This is a genomic window from Algoriphagus sp. (assembly GCF_013373065.1).
Taxonomy (GTDB): Bacteria; Bacteroidota; Bacteroidia; order Cytophagales; family Cyclobacteriaceae; genus Algoriphagus.
In genome coordinates this window covers 49,009-68,950 of sequence record NZ_JABXIN010000001.1, presented here as the reverse complement: position 1 = coordinate 68,950, position 19,942 = coordinate 49,009, and the positions used below count along the sequence as shown (strand labels likewise).

Annotated in this window: 13 protein-coding genes; 2 read left to right on the top strand and 11 right to left on the bottom strand. The window is 43.4% G+C overall.

Annotated elements, in window-relative coordinates:
- Positions 1-239 precede the first annotated feature (239 nt).
- From HWE15_RS00275 to HWE15_RS00225, 11 genes are all read right to left on the bottom strand, one after another.
- Positions 240-2,618 (bottom strand): arylsulfatase, encoded by a 2,379-nt coding sequence (locus HWE15_RS00275; RefSeq protein WP_290505493.1) that lies wholly within the window; start codon positions 2,616-2,618, stop codon positions 240-242.
- A 164-nt stretch (positions 2,619-2,782) separates the two neighbouring features.
- Positions 2,783-3,352 carry a TetR/AcrR family transcriptional regulator gene (locus HWE15_RS00270; RefSeq protein ID WP_290505492.1) on the bottom strand — a complete coding sequence of 190 codons (570 nt, stop codon included), beginning with the start codon at positions 3,350-3,352 and terminating at the stop codon, positions 2,783-2,785.
- A 210-nt stretch (positions 3,353-3,562) separates the two neighbouring features.
- A complete protein-coding gene (locus tag HWE15_RS00265; protein WP_290505491.1) occupies positions 3,563-6,715 on the bottom strand; it encodes a glycosyl hydrolase in 3,153 nt (1,050 codons plus the stop codon).
- A gap of 126 nt (positions 6,716-6,841) precedes the next feature.
- Positions 6,842-8,233, bottom strand: a complete 1,392-nt coding sequence (locus HWE15_RS00260; protein WP_290505490.1) for a DUF6600 domain-containing protein — start codon at positions 8,231-8,233, stop codon at positions 6,842-6,844.
- A gap of 367 nt (positions 8,234-8,600) precedes the next feature.
- Positions 8,601-9,602, bottom strand: a complete 1,002-nt coding sequence (locus HWE15_RS00255) for a Gfo/Idh/MocA family oxidoreductase (protein WP_290505489.1) — start codon at positions 9,600-9,602, stop codon at positions 8,601-8,603.
- A 48-nt stretch (positions 9,603-9,650) separates the two neighbouring features.
- Positions 9,651-10,157 (bottom strand): heme-binding domain-containing protein, encoded by a 507-nt coding sequence (locus HWE15_RS00250; RefSeq protein ID WP_290505488.1) that lies wholly within the window; start codon positions 10,155-10,157, stop codon positions 9,651-9,653.
- Between the two features lie 64 nt (positions 10,158-10,221).
- Positions 10,222-10,422 carry a hypothetical protein gene (locus tag HWE15_RS00245; RefSeq protein ID WP_290505487.1) on the bottom strand — a complete coding sequence of 67 codons (201 nt, stop codon included), beginning with the start codon at positions 10,420-10,422 and terminating at the stop codon, positions 10,222-10,224.
- A gap of 18 nt (positions 10,423-10,440) precedes the next feature.
- On the bottom strand, positions 10,441-11,478 hold the full coding sequence (locus HWE15_RS00240) for a zinc-dependent alcohol dehydrogenase family protein (protein ID WP_290505486.1): 1,038 nt from the start codon (positions 11,476-11,478) through the stop codon (positions 10,441-10,443).
- Positions 11,479-11,578: 100 nt separating this feature from the next.
- Positions 11,579-13,045 carry a Gfo/Idh/MocA family oxidoreductase gene (locus HWE15_RS00235; RefSeq protein ID WP_290505485.1) on the bottom strand — a complete coding sequence of 489 codons (1,467 nt, stop codon included), beginning with the start codon at positions 13,043-13,045 and terminating at the stop codon, positions 11,579-11,581.
- Positions 13,046-13,192: 147 nt separating this feature from the next.
- Positions 13,193-14,392: an acetylxylan esterase gene (locus HWE15_RS00230; RefSeq protein WP_290505484.1), complete on the bottom strand. Its 1,200-nt coding sequence runs from the start codon at positions 14,390-14,392 to the stop codon at positions 13,193-13,195.
- A gap of 11 nt (positions 14,393-14,403) precedes the next feature.
- On the bottom strand, positions 14,404-15,855 hold the full coding sequence (locus HWE15_RS00225; RefSeq protein ID WP_290505483.1) for a PhoPQ-activated pathogenicity-related family protein: 1,452 nt from the start codon (positions 15,853-15,855) through the stop codon (positions 14,404-14,406).
- 110 nt (positions 15,856-15,965) lie between these two features.
- On the opposite strand from HWE15_RS00225, the gene HWE15_RS00220 reads away from it, so the two are divergent.
- Both HWE15_RS00220 and HWE15_RS00215 read left to right on the top strand, forming a co-directional pair.
- On the top strand, positions 15,966-18,098 hold the full coding sequence (locus HWE15_RS00220; RefSeq protein ID WP_290505482.1) for a glycoside hydrolase family 97 protein: 2,133 nt from the start codon (positions 15,966-15,968) through the stop codon (positions 18,096-18,098).
- A 98-nt stretch (positions 18,099-18,196) separates the two neighbouring features.
- Positions 18,197-19,939, top strand: a complete 1,743-nt coding sequence (locus HWE15_RS00215) for an adenosylcobalamin-dependent ribonucleoside-diphosphate reductase (RefSeq protein ID WP_290505481.1) — start codon at positions 18,197-18,199, stop codon at positions 19,937-19,939.
- Positions 19,940-19,942 lie beyond the last annotated feature (3 nt).

Genomic DNA, 19,942 nt, shown 5'->3' with positions numbered 1-19,942 from the left:
AGGTTTTTTGGGTTTGGTTGTGATCCTATAAGTTAAATTAAAAAATTTAAAGAATGGGGTTTAGGACCTTGAGAAGATAGTTCCTTTGACAAAAAGAAGGTTTTGAGGAGTAATTTTCTTTTTGAATTGATTGAATTTGGTATCCTTTCTGAAAATAAAAAACAGGAGGGTTTTGGTCCTCCTGTTTTTTTAATGGTTTCTATGATCTATCAGTTTCTACATAATTGAATGGACTGAACTTACTCAATATCAAATACCACCTTGTGTAATTGACCATTTGAAAAAGGAAACTTTCCTAAATGTTCATATTCCTCATTGACAGGCATGCCTTCATCTCTTCCTATATCAAATGTCTCGTGACCTGTGAAGGCCGCATAGACTGTGGCAATAATATCCATTTCACCCACTTTTTGATCATTGATGAAGAGCTCAACCAAGGAAGGACCATTTAACCGGGCTTCTTTCATGGTGTGCTTCAAGGTAATTTTGACTTCCCCTTCCGGAATTTTCACATTTCCATCAAAGTCATGCCAATACAAACCTAGTGTGGAGTAGCTATATCTCAGCTTACCGTCCTTTATAAATAGGACTTGTCCACCCAGTCTTTCTCCCACCGCATAGATTACCCCTTCTGTTTTATTCGTGGTCGTCATATAGGCATTGATCTCGTAATTGGTAGACTTGATTTCCGGTCCTGCCAGTTCAGGAACTCGGTAGACATTTGGGGTAAGTTCCCAGTGTTTCTTGGCAGCCCGCTGAGGATTGGATTCGGGTTGTAGAGTTCTACCCAAAGAACCTCCGATAGGGTATACATCATACTTTTCTGCTTCTTTCCAGAAAATCTCCTCCAATTCTTTTACTTTTTCTGGGTATTTATCAGCCAGATTCACTGATTGTATAGGGTCTTCATTGACGTTATACAATTCCCATTTGGTATTTAGGGGATCAAAATTCTTTAAGGCTTCGGGGTCCACAGACCAAGGTACACGGTAAGGTTTTCCGCTAAGTGTCCAGCCCTCATGATAAATACCCAAGAATCCAGTCATCTCAAAATATTGGGTAGGGTGATTGGTTTTGGCATCAGGATCATTCCAAGCATAGGTCAGGGATTTGCCTGGGTATTCTTTTCTTTTCTGACCATTTACGTAGTCAGGAGTAGGTACGCCAGTCACTTCTAAAATGGTAGGAACGAGATCCGTGACATTCTGAAATTGTCTTCGCCATTCGCCTTTGGCTTTTATTGCTTTTGGGTAGCGAATAGCAGTTGCAGACATGGTTCCACCAAAATGAGAAGCAATTTGTTTCGTCCATTGATAAGGAGTTGAACCTGCGTAAGACCAACCAACCGAATAATGATTGGCTAAATGTGGTCCTCCCCAGGCGTCAATGCCTCCAAACTCTTCAAGCTTCTCTAATTGTTGTTCCATAGTCAATGGAGGAAAGCCATTTTGAAAAAGCAACTCAGAAAAAGTGCCTGTAGGGGTTCCTTCGGCAGTATTTCCATTGTCAGCAGTCAGATAGATCACTAAGGTGTTGTCCAACTCACCTAGCTCCTCCAGATGTTCGATTACACGTCCTGCATGATAATCAACATGCTCTAGAAATGCCGCATTGACCTCCATCTGACGAGCTAAATAAGCTTTTCCTTCTTCACTAAAAGAATCCCAGGTTGGAATATTTTCGGGCCAATCCACCAACTTTGCATTTTCAGGAACTAGTCCCAATTTTTTCTGACGCTCCAATAGTTGCTCACGATACACATGCCAGCCTTCGTCAAACTGGCCTTTATATTTATCTCGCCACTCTTTAGGTACTTGAATCGGTGCATGAACCGCACCTGGAGTGTAATACATAAAAAAAGGATCGTCTCTTAGCCCTTTCCAATTGTCCAGCCATTTGATTGCCTGATCCGCCATCCCATGGGAAAGGTGGAAGGTGGATCCATCTGCATTAGTTTTGGGTGTTTCTATGGCGGTAGTATTTTCATAAAGGAGTGGATGAAATTGATTCGTTTCTCCGCCCAAAAACCCCCAGAAATAGTCAAATCCCCAGATTCCTGTTGGCCAACTTTCATAGGGTCCGGCAGGGGAAGCCTCCTCCATGGGAGTATTATGCCATTTTCCAAAAGCTGCGGTCGCATAGCCATTTTCGCTTAGGATTTTCGCGATAGAAGGGGTAGTGTAATCGATTTGTGAATTGTAACCTGGATAACCGGTTGCAAATTCTGAGATGATGCCTGTCCCTATTTGATGAATATTATAACCGGTTAATAATGAAGCTCGAGTTGGTGAACATACTGCTGCCACTGAAAAATGGGTATAACGGATGCCTTCATCACCTATTCGGTCAAAGGTCGGGGTTTGAATGACCCCGCCAAAAGAACTGGCATTGGAGTATCCTGCATCGTCCAGCATGATGATCAAAACATTGGGAGCGCCTTCGGGTGCTTTGGGTGGCCCAATAAAATAGGGTTCAGAATCTGCTAGCGTTTTTCCCTGTACTCCTTTCCATTCTTCATTCGGGTAAGGAATGGAATTTTCCGAGGAGCTTTGTTCAGGGGCCTGACAGCTAACTATGAAACTGATTAATCCAAAAACAATGAAATATAATTTTTTCATCTGACTGGGTATTATATTTAAAATATAAGAATAGGGGTTCTTTCCCGTTAATCATCAAAATAAAAAGAGTAAAGGAAAGTTTCTTAGACAGGGTTGTCCAGAAGAGAATTTCAACTTTTTAAAAATCTAGGGTAAATAATTTTAAAAAGATAAAGAGGGGACTTCTAATTATTTTTTGGGCTAATTGATCCCGAGAAGAGGCCAAGTGTATTTTCCATGATTTTCATAGCCAAGGCAATCATGCTTTCAACAGAAAAGTTATTTGGATCTAAGCGGATATACCAGGCATCCGTCAGGGTATGGTAGAATTGGATAAATTCCTCATTCGAACCGCTTGAATCAAAAAGACGCTTTATATGAGGTAGAAGAATTGCGAATGACTTTTCATTAGCACTCCTATAAAGTGTATAAAATTCATCTTTCTCCGGGTGCAACAGTAATTGACGATGAAAAAGGATTCCCTCTTTATGCGAATAAACAGCCTTATACAGATCCGGAATCAGACTCTTGACATTTTCCTCTATATGAGAGTGGTACTTGTTGATATTTTCTTGATGAAGGAACAACAGTTCTTCTAGTAACTCCTCTTTAGAGGCAAAATGATAGTAAAGGGATGCTCTAGGTAGTTTACTTTTTTCAGAAAGGGCTTTCAGACTAAAGTCTGGCCCCGATAGTGAAAACTCAGAATAAGCCGCCTCAATCCATTTTTGTCTTACTCCTTGGTTTGATTTCATAACTCAATTTAACTTGAATCTATTTAAAATCGCTCAACTGAAGTTTTTATTCTACTCTAATTAATAATTCTAATTGATCTAGGCATAAATTATGGTTCACTAGGGGAAGTCTCTTAGCCAATACCTATGAACGTAAATTAAGAGCTGGTTGGGATTGCAAATCCCAACCAGCTATCCCAACCATCCCGATAATTATCGGAATGCAATTGGTTAAAACCTTAATCGCTCCACAAACAAAACCCCCACGCCCTTTTCCTTCGCCAACTCATTAAATGCTGGAATGGCGGTCTGAATCAATCGCTCTCCTTCGGCTTTGAGTGGTTTCCACTTCTCCATTAATCGGGCGTATTCGGACTTGGTGCCTTCGTTGATTCGTGGGATAGAGCTTTCGCCATGGTTCATCATAAAGAGGAAGTTGGCGGTGAACTTATTCGGGAAGTTCTCGACGTCATCGTAAGCCGTAGATCGGCGCTGCACCATATCCTCATCCCAAGCCTTGAGTTCTTTTAGTAGTTTTTCTCCTTCAGTTTTCAGGGCAGCATACTCTGTCTTTCCTTCCAGTCTTATTAGGAGCTCCGCCAGTTGATCTTGGTAATCTTTGGCGGTGTTGATCAGATCATGCATGGTCTTGACTTCGGATTCCAGTTGGCTCATCCAGGCATGGTAGGCTTGATAGTCGGCTGTAGTCAGATTATAGGCAGGGATATCCTTTATTTCAGCTTGGGCTTCGGAAGTTTTTCCATCTACAGTCATCCTCAAGGTATAAGTACCTGGAATTGCCTTATGCCCCCGATAGCTGGACTCGATGTAGACATTCTCTATGCCCGGAAGGGTAGGGTAGCGGAGATCCCATACAAATCGATTTAGGCCTTTTCGGGTGGAAATTGTTGGTTCCAAAGGAGGTCCGCCGGCCCAGGATTTAGCTTCGGGATCCCGCTTGGAAGATATTTTCCGAACCAAGTTCCCTTGCGCATCCATTATCTCTAAGACCGCCTCCGTAGAATCAGTGACAGATTCAGGAAGGGAATAATGAATGACCATACCACTCGCTGGATTCAAGCCCTGAAAAGGATGTGTTCCTGAAAAATCATCCAAATTTCCTCCGTTCATGCTGGAGTACCAATTGCCTAAAAGGGCATCTTCCGGGGTGTAGAGCGTGATTTGATCCACTTTTTCTTTCACTTCCCGGACTACATTCAGTTCGTCTAGAATCCAAAAAGAGCGTCCTGAAGTCGCCACAATCAAGTCATTGTGTGCAACCTTCAGATCCGTAATTGGTGTGACTGGGAGGTTGAGTTGGAAGGAATTCCAATTCGATCCACCGTCCCGAGAGATATACATGCCTTGCTCAGTTCCTGCGAAAAGTAACCCTTTTTTCTCCGTATCCTCACGTACTACTCGGGTAAAGGCTCCATAAGGAATTCCCTTGGAGATATTAGTCCAGGTCATACCGTAGTCGGTGGTTTTGTAGATCGCCGGGGTATAATCGTTGAACTTGTAGCGCGTGGTAGCAATGTAAGCCGTAGCCGGATCGTGGGGAGAAACGTCGATGGCGTTCACCAAGGTTTCCTGCAAGCCTTTTGGAGTCACATTGGTCCAGGTTTTTCCATTGTCCCGAGTCAAATGCACCAAACCGTCATCGCTTCCTGTCCAAATCACCCCGGCTTCATGTGGGCTTTCGATCACATAGGCTAAAGTTCCATAGTTTTCAGCGCCTACAGCTTCATTTGTAAAGGGTACACCCGGAGTCCCTTGCTTTTCTTTTTCATTTCGAGTGAGATCGGGAGATACTTCTGTCCAGGTTTTTCCCCAGTCCTGAGTTTTCAACAAAACCTGAGCTCCATGATAAAAGGTGTTTGGTTCGTGCTGAGACCAAATGATCGGCGCATTCCAGTTGAAGCGGTATTTCATGTCCTTCGCGCTCATTCCGAGGTATTGAATTGGTGCGGCCATGATGTTGGTTGAGCCCTGCGTCTGCATATCTAACACCTCGATGGTTCCCTGATAGCTTCCTCCCAAGACATATCTCGGATCATCTGGGTCAAAGGCCAAGAAGGCAGATTCCCCACCTGCGGAGTAGTTCCAATGCTCTTCTCCGATTCCGCCCCGACCTAAAGCCATGCTGGAAATTACGACGGAAGTATTGTCCTGCTGTCCTCCATAGATTCGGTATGGAAACTGATTATCGGTGTTGATTCGGTAAAATTGGGCCGTCGGCATGTTGTTTTGCGTGGACCAGGTTTGGCCCCCGTTGAAAGTGATGGAGCCTCCTCCATCGTCTGCCAAAATCATGTTTTTGGAGTTCTTTGGGTTGATCCAGAGATCGTGGTAATCTCCATGTGCTCCGTCAATGGCCTCGAAAGTCTTTCCTCCGTCAAAGGACTTCAGCATCGGAGCACTTTGCACCCATACTGTGTTTTCATCATTCGGATCAGCAAAGACTTCGATGTAATACCAAGCCCGCTGGGTCAGTCGATTGTCTTTGTTGGTCAAAGTCCAGCTTTTTCCCGCATCATTGGAAACAAATAAACCGCCCAAATCTTTGTAAGTATCACTTTCGATCAGAGCATAAACCTTATTGGAATTAGCTCGGGAAACTGACACCGCCATTTTCCCTTTTTCCTTAGGAAGGCCATTCTCGATTTTCTTCCAGGTCTTACCTGAGTCTGTGGATTTGTACATGCCCGAACCCGGACCGCCTGACTTCACTTGCCAAGGAAAACGCTGGTGTTCCCACATGGCGGCATAAAGGATTTCAGGGAAATTCATATCCATGCTAAGCTCCACAGCTCCAGTCATATTGTCCACAAAAAGGACTTTTTCCCAAGTCTCGCCTCCGTCCGTAGATTTGTAGACACCTCTTTCTTCATTGGGAGCATACAAAGCTCCCTGTGCTGCTACATAGACAATGTCAGGATTACTTGGGTGAATCTGGATTCTGGAAATGTGCTGGGTTTTCTCCAACCCCAGTTTTTTCCAGGTTTTTCCGGCATCGGTGGACTTAAAAACTCCGTCGCCGTAAGAGGTCATGACTCCTCGTGGTGCGTGTTCACCCATACCCACATAGACGATGTTGGGATTGCTTTCGGCTACTGCCACCGCACCCACTGAACCTGTGGTAAAAAATCCATCCGAAATATTTTCCCAATGCTGTCCGGCATCGCCGGTTTTCCAAAGTCCTCCTCCGGTCGTTCCGAAATAGTAAGTCAAAGGATCATTGACGACTCCGGTGGCAGTGACCGAGCGGCCTCCCCGATAGGGGCCGATATTTCGGTATTTAATGGGGAGATTTTGATCAAAGTTGACTTGGCCTGAAGCTTCAAAAACTAGAAGAGTCAAAACCAAAAAGATATATTTCTTCATGATTTGGTGGTTTTGACTTTAAGATAGGGAAATGAATCGAAATTTCGGTATCCCCCTTTTTGTTCAGAGACCATAAAAAAAGCCACCTCATTATTTGAGATGGCTTTCTATTGTTGAGTTTTTGTATCAATTGTTTCTGGAGTTTCCTCTTGAACTACTCGAAGATCTAGAGCTGCTTTTTTGACTAGAGCTGCTTCGGCTAGGAGTAGCTACTCTAGAATTACTTTTGCTCGATGACTGTACTCGAGAACTGCTACGAGAAGGAGCCTGAGCCCTGCTTTTGCTTTTGCTTGGAGCCTGAACTCGTGTATTTGATCGACTAGGAGAAGACTGAACAGATCTTCCTCTGCTTTGGGTACTTCCCTTTTTTACCGTTGAACTTCGCGAAGGTTCCTGAACCCTTCCTGAAGAGGAGCCATTGCTTCGCGATGGACTGCTTGACCGAACGCTTCCTTCGCGATTTCTTGAGCTTTGTTCCACCCGGCCACTGCGGTTATTTTGCTTTGGAGCTTCATAGGGTCTCGTTTCGAAGGTCTTGCTTTGACTCGATCTAGGAGATACTTGCCTTCCGCTAGTTCCAGTACCTCGTGAAGAGGACGGGCTGGATCGGTCCACTCGAGAATTACTTCTTACCGATGGGCTAGCCGATCTATTGCTAGAGGTATTTTCCAAGCTTCGAGTTCTGCTTGGACTTGTAGCACTTTCAGATCTTCTATTTCTGGCTTCATTGGATTCCAGTACTCGAGAAGGTCTGGCTTCTGCTTTTCTGCTTCTGCTGGATTGCAGGTCAGGTCGGTACATGCTTACTCGGTTGTTGGATACAGCAACTCGGCCTGGTCTCGTACTATTTTCCAATCGATAGACCGGTACATTTCTTCCGGTTACCCGTCGGATTTCCCGACTGCTCGGTCCTGCTATGTAGGTATTGTTGTTGTATACAATGGTATTGTTAATCACAGTCGTTCTATTGATAATCTTGATTTTTGTTCGGTGAGGTGCATAATATCTCCAAGCGTAACGGTCATAGATTCTTCCTTGAGGAAGGAAAACCCAATGGAGGCTAGGAATTCCTATTCGTACGCTTATCGAGATTCTTGGTCCCAAGGGAGCCCATCCATAGTATCCACCACCTGTTCTCCAACTTACCCACGCTGGTCCCCAATCATAGCCAGGAATCCAGGCCCAGCTTTGATAGAAGTCATCGTAATACCAGCGGCCATAGTGGAAAGGAGCCCAACCCCAGTCATAGTAGGAAACCCAGGTATTACCAAACTCCGTCATAGCCCAATGCCCGTTGGTGGCGTAAGGGTGGAAGTCCGGACCTACAGCCGGTAGCCAGATAAAGCCATATCGCGCATCGCGAACCCAGTCTCCATAAGGCATCAATTCATCATAAAATACCTGAAAGGAAACGCCGTAGTGTACCTCGGCTTTGCTAGGAGTGGAGGCCAAAAGACTCAGGGAGAAAATACCCATCATCAGGCCAGTGATCCATCGGATGTGAAGTGAAGTTTTCATGGTGTGTTGGTTTAGGTTGACAAATAATTGGGGCAGGTTTAGTGGTTGCTTCTAATTTCTAGATGCAATTTTTCTAGAAAAGGATGCATGCATACTAAATCCAAAATCAAGCCAATTTTCAAACCTTCATGAAAATCAATCTGATTGTGAGTTTTTATTCGTAAAAAAATCAATAAAGGTTTGGATGTATGTTTTTATAAATAAAAAATAAAACTGTTTTTATCTTAACTTTAATAAAAAATTTAATTAATTAAATAATAACGATTCTAAAAAATCTAGAAAGGGATAATCTATTACGCTAAAAACTTAACGGAAAAGCCTTGATTTTGGGTGTATTCATTTTTCTTAATTTTTTCTTAAAATTTTTCTAAACCTTCTCTTGAGTCAGTTTTTCCAAGGCCCAATTGGTCCGGGCGGCACTTACTCCTGTACTTGGAGCGGTGTCTTTTCCCAATAGGTCATCAACGATTTTTTGAATCAGGGGCTGTTGGATATGTTTGGGTAATTCAAGGTGAAAATGTTTGGGTTCCTCTCCGTCACGAAGCAGGGTAAATTCACCCTTTCCAAAAGTTTCAAATGAAATCTGTCCCTTATTGCCTTCAATGGTAATCCGATCAACTTGCGTTTCTTTGGCACTTGTGAAACACCAATTTCCCGTTCCCAAGACACCATTTTCGAAGACATAACTTCCTGCAACCATATCTTCTGCCGGATATAAGTTGGCTTGGTTGGTACAAAAGCCATGAGCCTGCGTAATTTTCCCAAAAAAGAATTGAAGCAAATCCAGTTGATGGGAGGCCAAATCATAAAAATACCCTCCTCCTGCGATCTCAGGAATTACCCGCCAATTGTTTTCCAGTTTGGCGATTATTTCAGGCTCGGCCTCTTGTCGCATTTGGATATGAACTGATCGAATGATTCCGATTTCACCTTTATTTAAGAGTTCTTTGATTTTAACAAAATGGGGAAGGGCTCTTCGATAATAGGCTACATATAGCGGAACTTGGGCTTTCTCGCAGACTTCAACCATAGCCTGGCATTCTGCATAGGTTCGCGCCATCGGTTTTTCTACATATACAGGCTTTCCTGCTTGCGCTGCCATTTCTGTATAGGGGAGATGCATGTAGGGAGGTGTAGCAATATAAATAGCATTGACCTCGGGATCCTCAATTAAAGATTTTGCGTCGGTGTACCATTTGGGAATTCCATGACGTTGGGCATAGTCTTTCACTTTTTCCTCATTTCTTCGCATGACGGCTACCAATCGACTGTGGGGCACCAAATTCATAGCAGGTGCCGATTTGACTTCGCAGACATCGCCAACACCCAAGATTCCCCAGCGGACTTCATCCTCTTTAATTTTTTTCATAGGCTTAAAATAAAAATGACCCATTGGATTTGGGCCATTTTTCTTCTTTTATTGACTAGGAGGCGTTCTTCGCTTCATCACCAAACTGTCGGCAGGATAAGTAGCCGCTATGTAGGCCATTTGCTCTTTCGCCCAATTAATAAGTAGCGCTCTTTCCTCCCCACTTAGATTTGCCTCAGGATGAAGTCCAAAATAAGTGTAGGACTCCAAAGGCATTTCTTTCTCTTCTACCATTTCTATTACTTCTTCAAACTTGTGGTTTTGCACAGCAAGAGGAAGATTGGTGAATTCGGAAAAGTTCAAATGCCTTTTACCATCATTCACATGGTCTGCCAAAAAATATTTTACTGGCTGAATATTCGAATACCATGGATAGCGTGTCAGATTCGTATGGCAATCGTTGCAAGCTCCTTTCATGATAGTGGCTACTTGATCAGGCAAGTCATAGCTTTTGCTAATGTCAAAGGTCTGATCGTTAGACTCGTTCTTTTCTGCCGGAATGAATTGAATGGCAATCAAAACCAAAACAATTCCGATCGTGATTTTTTTCAACATAGTTTTAAGATTTGCTGGGGGATAGATGTTTTATGCTAGTTAGACTAAATTTTTCAAAAAAAGATTAATTCGAGGAGCGAAATCTTACCCCATCAATTACTAAACTTAATCCACCTTGAAAAACGATTAATCCTATGGTTCCGTACCAAAACCAAGGATCTCCAGCTAGCTTGTTCAATCCTGCGTCAATACACATGGAGAGCCCGGTTCCGGTCAAAAGCAAACCGGATACTGATTGAATAAACCAACGTTTTTTTCTGCTCATTGTGCTTTTCTTTTTTGGTTAAAATCGATTAATCATAGACATGCCTGAGTCACGAAATTCATCCATTCGAGGAAGTTCAATAGCAGCCTCTTCCAGACTTATGCTCTTCCCAATCAATTTTTCCGGATTCAATTTACCCTGCAAAATCATTTGCATCAACTCTTGATATGCGAAAGCTTGCATGCCATGGCTTCCGAGAATCTCCAATTCCTTGGCAATAACCAGATGCATGGGGATAGGAGGATTCGCTTCGGACCCAGCCATCAATCCTACCTGAATATGTTTCCCCCTTTTTCGCAAGCTTGCAATGGAATTGTAGCAAGTAACTCGACTTCCCAGCGCATCCATTGATACATGTACGCCACCTTTGGCGAGTTCCAGAATTTGCGAAGGAATATCACCAGTTAGCCCATTTAGCAAAAAAGTTGCTCCTGCAGCTTTGGCCAGTTTTAATTTTTCTTCGGAAATATCCACGGCGATTACCTGAGCTCCCAAAGCGGATGCAATCATAATAGCCGAAAGGCCAACACCACCGCAGCCATGAATGGCAACCCATTCCCCACCTTTGACTTGACCCTGAGAAACAATACCACGAAAGGAAGTGGCAAATCGACAGCCTAAACTGGCAGCAGCTTCAAAACCTACGGAATCGGGTAAGGCAACCAAATTGATATCTGCCCGGAAAACGGCCACATATTCGGCAAAGGAACCCCAATGGGTAAACCCCGGCTGAAATTGATTGTCACAGATTTGCTGATTTCCACTTTGGCAAGTGGGGCAGGTCCCACAAGCGCAGACAAAAGGAACGGTCACCCGGTCACCGATTTTCCAATTTTTCACAGCTATCCCAAGCTCCACGATTTCTCCTGCGAATTCATGTCCGGGGACATGGGGCAAATGAATGTCTGAATCATGTCCCATCCAGCCATGCCAGTCACTACGGCATAATCCCGTCGCTTTGACTTTTAGAATTACGCCGTCCTCCGGACATTCTGGATCAGCAACGGATGCGATTCTCGGGCTTTTTTTGAACTCCTCTACCAAAAGGGCTTTCATAGATTTTTAATTTCTTGAAAATTAATCCTAAGCCCTGAAAAAAGAAATGATCATACGGTAATCGCATGATCATTTCCACTTTTAATTCAACAAAATAGCCCTAAACCTCAAATCCTTGTCGGTATTGTCTACCTACAAATTGGTTGGCTTCTTCCAGGTTGGTGATTCGCATGTTTTCACCATCCCAAAGGAGTTTTTTCCGTGCAAAGAACTCTTGTTGACCTCTGCTATTCTCACGACGAAGCATGTAGCTTCGAATAGCAAGATTTCCCATCAATACCGTTTCCGTCATAGGGCCAGCATAATCAAAGGAGGAAGTTAAACCTTGATGTTCCGGTGAGTTGAATCCAGCCTTGCAAGCTTCTACCCAAAGTCGCTGATGTCCGTATTCACGCTCAAATCCTTCCTCACTTTGTGGGCCTTCTTCTTTCGTTCCATCATTTAGATAGAGTTTTGGCATGAGCGGTGAAGAGTCATTGATATTGGTAGAAATAATTCCTTTTTCTCCGATGATCAAAACTCCATTGGCAGAATTAGCTCCACCGATATCGTCATTCGCCGGAATGATGTCCGGATGAGAAGGTCGGATACCGCCATCCATCCAAGTCATTTCGATAGGGGACTTGCTCTTGGTAGTCGCATCAAAATGCAAAGTGATGAAGGAGGATGCTGGACAACCTTCCGGGTGGTAATCCGGAGTCCACATTTGACTGAAGACAGATCCTACACTACATTCTGCATCTTTTGGATAATGAAGACCTAAAGTTCGGAATGGGATGTCAATCAAGTGGCAGCCCACATCTCCCAGAGCTCCCGTTCCATAATCCCACCATCCTCTCCAGTTGAATGGGTGGAGGTTTGGGGTAAATGGAATTTCAGGAGCAGGTCCTAACCAAAGGTCCCACTCAAGGGCATCTGGTTTGGAGCTTGGATCAGCTTTTGGGAAGGCGCCTCCTTGAGGCCATACAGGGCGGTTGGTCCAGATTTGAACTTTGGAAACGGGGCCGATTCGATCTTCGTCAATCCATTGCTGAACCAACTTCAAGAGCGGGTTTGAACCACCTTGGTTTCCCATTTGAGTGACTACTTTCTGGGAACGGGCCATTTCGGTCAGCATTCGAGCTTCCCAAATATTATGGGTCATTGGTTTTTGGACATAGACGTGCTTGCCTCGTTCCATTGCGTATTTAGCAGCAGGACCATGGACATGGTCAGGAGTTGAAATAGTTACTGCATCGATGTCTTTTTCTTTGTCTAACATCTCACGGTAATCAGCATACAGTTTGGCGCTTGGGAATCGCTCGACAGACCGCTTGGCTGAACCGGAAAAATCAACGTCACAAAGTGCGGCTACCCGCTCTCTCCCTCCTACAGAGGCTAGCTCAATGTCGCTTGCGCCTTTTCCTCCTGCGCCAATTGCTGCAAGCACGAGTTGATCAGATGGAGCTATGAAGCCTACACCTCCAAGGACATTTCGTGGTACAATAAAAAAGGAAGATGCAATGGCTGCATTCTTTATGAACTCTCTTCTGGATTGTCCAGAATTGGGATTTTCGGGTTTTTTCATTAGTAATGTTATTAGGGTTTAAGAGTCATTTTGATTGAATTCTTAAGATAATTGCTCCTGCTCAAATTCTAAAATTTTATAATTTAAATGGTATATGAAAGCTTTTTTGAATTTGAGAGGGAAAAAGGTCTGATCTTTTCGTGATAGTTATCTAAAATGGTAAAAGGCTTTTTTGACAAACTCCAGGAAAATACTCCAATCCTCCCAAGTAAGGCCATGTTCTCCTTCCCTAATGTGATATCCTAGATTTTCGGAATGGATAGGGCCTTTGAGTTCTTCAAATGAAGTTTTAAATGGACTCTCTTGGTCATAAATTTGAGAAAATACCTGACTTCCTATCTGCAAGCTGAGATATTCACCTTTGGGATCTGCCCATTGATCATCTTTGGAGCTTGCAAAATAGACAGCTCTTGGGGCAATCAAAGCTGGAAGCATGTGCTGATCGAGAGGTAATGAGTCTTCAGAGCCATTGTATTTTTTGAAATTTTCGGCAAACCAATGTGGGAAGTTTTTATTGATGACTTCAACTGTTTCCCCAAATTTTCTTTTTGAAAGAGCTGCTCCGCCACAACCCGATTCGTTTGCATAAGTGATCGCCCAGCGAGGGTCGTTAGCAGATGTCCAAAGGGCAGATTTTCCAGACCGGGAATGTCCTACCAAAACAGATTTTTCCGCATTGATAGTTTTATGCTGCTCAAAATAATCCATAGCTCTCATGGCTCCCCATCCCCATGCACCAAGGGCTTTGAGTCCATCTTTTTGATCCAATTGCTCAGGGTAAAGATTAGTCAAGACTCCTTCGGTAAACCTTACTTTATCATCAGGTGCTACGGTCTCTGCGTGAAAAGAGGCTGTTGCAAATCCTCTTTGAATCAATTCTGCCACGGGCCAATAGCCTTTTTCTGCCAAAGAACCGTCTTCTGATTTTTGACGATGGTTGATGAGCAAAATGATGGGAAAAGGTCCATTGATGTTTTTGGGTAAAAATACATTCAGTCTCATGGTGTGACTTTTTTCACCTCGCATGATTTTAATATCAACCTCCTCTAGATACGCGATTGAGTCAAATTGATGATTTGGGATTTTGGAAACTTCAAAACTTACTTCATCTAAATCTTTTGGGATTTGACCATAAACCTCACCTTTGAAAAGCCTGAAAATCTCTGGTTTTCGGATATTTTCCCAGTCCTCTTTTGATGTGATGATTTCACCTTTTTCACTGATGAATAGAGAAGGCAGATGTAGGGGTGGAACCTTACTTTCGTCGTAGTTTATCTGAGATTGGGCCATGGTTGTATTAAATGAAATTAAAATACCGAGTGCCAATAATTTCCAGCGTGCCTTCATTTCATCTGAGTTTAGTTTACTGCAGCTTCAACCCGCTGTGGTTCAAAAGGCTCATAAGGATAGTCGGTAGGTAGAATTTCTATTCCGGATGTCACTTTTAGAGGAGTTTCTCCTGCAAATGTCAATTCAACAAAGTAGCCTCGGAATCCTTCTTCAGGCTCTTGCATGTTCACTGAAAGTTCTCCGCTGGCAGGCATAGGAATTTCTTCTGCTACCCAATTCGGGCCAAATTCATCCACTCTGAAGTCCCGGGCAAGTGGGTTGTAGGCAGACCATAATTTGACGGAAATAGGCATTTTTTCAGGATTTACCTTCACATGGATTGTGTTTCCTTCCACGTTCCAGCTGTAGTCTGGTCTAGCGGTGTTTTCCAAAACAGAATTATAAAAGGAAATCAAATTGGGTAAAGCATCGGATTCACTTAAATCGTGCCCAAAGTTTGGAACGTATTGAATATGCTTTTCACCTTTCAGGTCATTCCAGTAAAACTCCCAGCTATCGGGTTGGAAAAATTGATCCCCTGCGGCGTTTATCAGAAGTTTTGGGATATCCAGTTCATCGACAAAGGAATAAGGTTCGGTAAGTTCCAGCATTCTGTCAAATTCAGGGGTTCCCATCCAGTTCATGACACCTTCCCGCACATAATCAGTCACCGCTGGAGCCCAAAAGCCATAGTTTCGCCAATGGTGCATGAATGACGGCTCAATATTCAACAAATCAATTACTACTGGCGCCATGGCAATCACCCGATCATCCGTAGCCGCAGTAGTCCACGTGGTCCAACCTCGCTTCGAAGCGCCAGCCACAAAGAAGTTCTTCAGGTCTTTATTATAATTTTCTTTGGCTACCTGCTGAACGGCATCCATAGCCAACTTCACAGCTTTGGTCATGGGGAATCTGGCTAACCAAATCGCATCTTCATCCTTTGCCCCTCCTTCCAGGAATTTTCGCCAACCATAGGCGATGATTGCATCTTCATAGCGCTCTCCAAATTCATCATTCGCAAAGGTCAACGGTTGAAAAGGAACATTGTGGATTTCAGCAACAATGGAGTTGGTCTGGGCTGCAGCGGCTTCCAGTAGAGGGGATGGCTTTTCAGGCATTTCAGTGTCTCGGCTCCCTCCGCCTATCCACATCATTCCTGTTTGATAGGGACTGTTTTTTGGTACGATTATCGAAACCCAATGCCACCACAAGGTTTCGTCCACGATACTATCCGCAAGCCATCGCTGTGAATACATTTTCAGCACATGAAAATCAGAGTTTTCTCCAGGGACAGAATGAACAATTTCAAAACTAAAATCCGGTGAGGGAGCTTGAACATAAGCTTTTAATAAATCATCGGAGGAAGCAGTGCTCACATTTTCTTCAGTGGATTTGGTGTCAGGGTTTTGACATCCGACTGCCAAAAAAATCCACATTGCTGATAAAAGGAGCAGGGATCTTGGGTTTGATTGATTCATGATTTGTATTTCTTCGTACAATAAATTCTGTAAAAACTAATAATTTTAATTTCGGTCGGCAACATTGCCGGTAAAAAGCTTTTCTGAAATTGAAAATTTATTAATTAATCATGCATTTGAAATACCGTTTTTTACTCCTTTTCCTTGGTTGGTTTGGGTTTGTTTCGGCTCAGGAAATTTCTTCACCCAATGGGGAATTACAAATGGCTTTTGGGCTGGATGCCAGTGGAGCGCCAACCTATCAGCTTTCTTATAAAAATCAAGCTGTTATTCAATCAAGTCGATTGGGTTTTGACCTCAAAAATGATTCGATAGACCTCATTCAAGGTTTTCGAATGGTAGATTCTGAAGAATCACTGAAAGATGAAACTTGGAAGCCGGTGTGGGGAGAGGAAAGTAGTATCCGTAACCATTACCGGGAATTGATCGTCCATCTCGAACATTTGGCCAGTAAGCGGAAACTGAATATTCGATTCCGACTTTTTGACTCAGGTTTGGGGTTCCGATATGAATTTCCGGTGCAGGAAAATATGGGGCACTTCGTAATCATGGAGGAGCTGACTCATTTTGCTATGAATGGCGATCATACAGCTTTTTGGATTCCAGGAGATTACGATACGCAGGAATACGATTATACGGAATCCAAGCTCTCCGAAATTCGTGGATTGATGGAAAAAGCCATCACCCCCAATGCTTCACAGACGCCATTTTCGGATACTGGTGTCCAGACTGCCTTGATGATGAAATCCGCTACTGGATTGTACATCAATATTCACGAGGCGGCTCTGATCGATTATCCGGCGATGCATTTGGAATTGGATGATGAGCGAATGGTTTTTGTAAGTCATTTGACCCCGGACTCACAAGGGGATAAGGGCTACTTGGTAACCCCTGCCCAGTCTCCATGGCGCACGGTATTGGTGAGTGATGATGCTGGAGAAATTCTTGCCTCTCGCATAACCTATAATTTGAATGAACCCTCCAAAATCGAGAACACTTCCTGGATTAAGCCCATGAAATATGTTGGAGTTTGGTGGGAAATGATTACGGGTCAAAGTTCCTGGTCGTACACCGATGAACTAAAGGCGGTAAAATTAGGAGTGACTGACTTTTCCAACGTAAAGCCGAATGGAAAGCACGGAGCTTCTACGGAAAATGTGAAGAAGTATATTGATTTCGCTTCAGAACATGGGTTTGACGGGGTATTGGTTGAGGGTTGGAATGTTGGCTGGGAAGACTGGTTCGGCAACTCCAAAGATTATGTTTTTGATTTTTTGACTCCTTATCCCGATTTTGACTTGAGGGGAATTGCTACCTATGCAAAAGAAAAAGGCGTGCAGATGATTATGCATCATGAGACTTCTTCCTCTGTTCGGAATTATGAGCGGCACCTGGATCAAGCCTATCAGTTGATGAAAGATTATGGATATCCAGCTGTAAAAAGTGGCTATGTAGGAGACATTATCCCAAGAGGGGAGTATCATTACAGTCAATGGCTGGTTAATCACTACCAATATGCAATTGAAAAGGGGGCTGAATACCAAATCATGGTTAATGCCCACGAGGCTGTTCGTCCTACGGGGATCGCTCGAACTTGGCCGAATTTGATTGCTAATGAATCTGCACGAGGAACAGAATATCAGGCTTTTGGAGGGAATAAGGCAAACCATGTAACGATTCTTCCTTTTACCCGTCAAATCGGAGGTCCAATGGATTACACACCGGGGATTTTCGAAATGGATGTTTTCAATGGTTCTCATGTAAATAGCACCTTGGCCAATCAATTAGCCTTGTATGTAACCATGTATTCTCCACTTCAAATGGCTGCTGATTATCCGGAAAATTACATGCGCTTCCCTGATGCCTTTCAGTTTATCAAGGATGTGGCCTTGGATTGGGAAAAGAGCATTTACCTTGAAGCAGAACCAGGGTATTACTTGACGATCGCTAGAAGAGCTAAGGATAGCGGGGAATGGTTTGTAGGAAATGTAAATGGATTTGAAGGGCGCACAGGTGAGGTGAAATTTGACTTTTTGGATGAGGGGAAAACTTATTTGGCGGAGATCTATTCAGATCAAGCAGAGGCTCACTTTAAAACCAATCCGCAAGCCTATGAAATTCGGAAAGTCGCTGTAGATTCAAAATCAGTTTTGAAGCAATATTCTGCTCCGGGAGGAGGTTATGCTATCCGAATTCGTGAAGCGAGTAAGGAAGAACTAAAAGGAGTCAAAAAATTGAAATAATCAGGTCAGAAAGGGGAGCTAAGCTTCCTTTTTTCTTTTTCCAAAAAAGGAAAAGCCATGCTAAATGGGTAAATTCAAGTATTGCAATTCTATTTCCCATGCAGCAGCTCAGCGAAAATGCGATCAGAGTTTTGGAGGAGCGATACTTGGTTCAGGATCATTCCGGAAAGGTAGTCGAATCTCCGGAAGAATTATTTCATCGGGTTGCTAAGAAAGTCGCCAGCGCCGAATTGAACTGGGGAGGAAAAGCAGAAGTAGAATATTGGGAAGAGCAATTTTTTAAAATGATGTCCGAATTGGACTTTTTACCCAATTCAACCACGTTGATGAATGCAGGAACCGGATATGGACAGTTGAGCGCCTGTTTTGTTTTACCGATTCGGGACAGTTTGGGTGGAATTTTTGACACCCTAAAAATGGCTGCTTTGGTGCAGCAAAAAGGTGGAGGTACCGGCTTTAATTTTTCAAAACTTAGACCTAAGGGAGATCGGGTTAGTAAGCATGGAGGTACTTCTTCAGGTCCTGTTTCATTTCTGGAGCTTTTTAATTTTTCCAGTGATCATGTCAAGCAAGGAGGGAAGCGCTTGGGGGCAAACATGGGGATTCTAAATGTCGATCATCCCGATATTTTCGAGTTTATCCGCTTGGGATCCAATGAAAACCGAGTAAGGCATTTCAACTTGTCAGTAGGTATTTCGGATCGCTTCATGAATCATCTTGAGACCAACAAACCTTGGAGTTTGGTAAATCCTCGCATTGGGCAGGTTTTAAATCAAGTTTCTCCAAAAGCAATTTGGGATGAATTGGTATTTCGAGCATGGGAATCAGGAAATCCTGGAGTTATTTTTTTAGACACAATTAATTCCAAAAATCCAACTCCAAATCAAGGAGAGATTCAAGCCACAAACCCATGCGGGGAGGTTCCATTATTACCTTATGAATCTTGCAATTTGGGATCCATTAATCTCTCGCATTTCTTAAAAAAAGAAAAAGGGATCCAACAACCTGACTGGGAAAAACTGGGAGCAGTTATCTCTCAGGCAATTCGCTTTTTGGATAATGTAATTGAGGTAAATCATTTCCCTAATGCAAAAATTAAAAAAGCAACCCTTTCAAATCGTAAAATTGGATTAGGAGTAATGGGATGGGCGGACTTTTTGATTCAATTAGGCATCCCATATGCAAGCCAGGAAGCGGTGGATTTAGGGGCCGAATTGATGCAGTTTATCAATGAAAGAAGCTATCAGGCTTCTCAGGAATTGGCGAAAAAAAGAGGGAGTTTCCCAGCTTGGGATCAAAGTGTTTTTGCTCCTTCTACTCCCATTCGAAATGCAACATTGACAAGTATAGCACCGACCGGTACCATTTCGCTGATCGCTGATACTTCGTCCTCGATTGAGCCACTTTTTGCCCTTGCCTTTGAGCGGAGAAATGTATTAGGAAAGCAAACGCTTCCTTCGGTCCAGCCACAAGTTTTGACTTATTTGAAACAAAAAGGACTTTTCACCAATGAATTGTTGGAAAAAATTACTCATGCTGGATCCTGTGCCGGCTGTAAAGAATTGAGCGAGGAAGTGAGAGCCATTCTATTGACCGCAACTGAAATTGATCCCATCTGGCACCTCAAGCATCAAGTTGCCTTTCAAAACTATACGGATAATGCCGTTTCAAAAACCATCAATTTGCCTGCTACTACCACCCCTGAAGAAGTGGGAGAAATATATCTCAAAGCCTGGAAACTAGGCGCGAAGGGGATTACAGTTTTCCGCACGGGATCCGGAAGGGAACAAATGCTTTACCCCGGTGTAAAAACCGTCAAAGACAAGAGTTTTTCCTGCTGATAG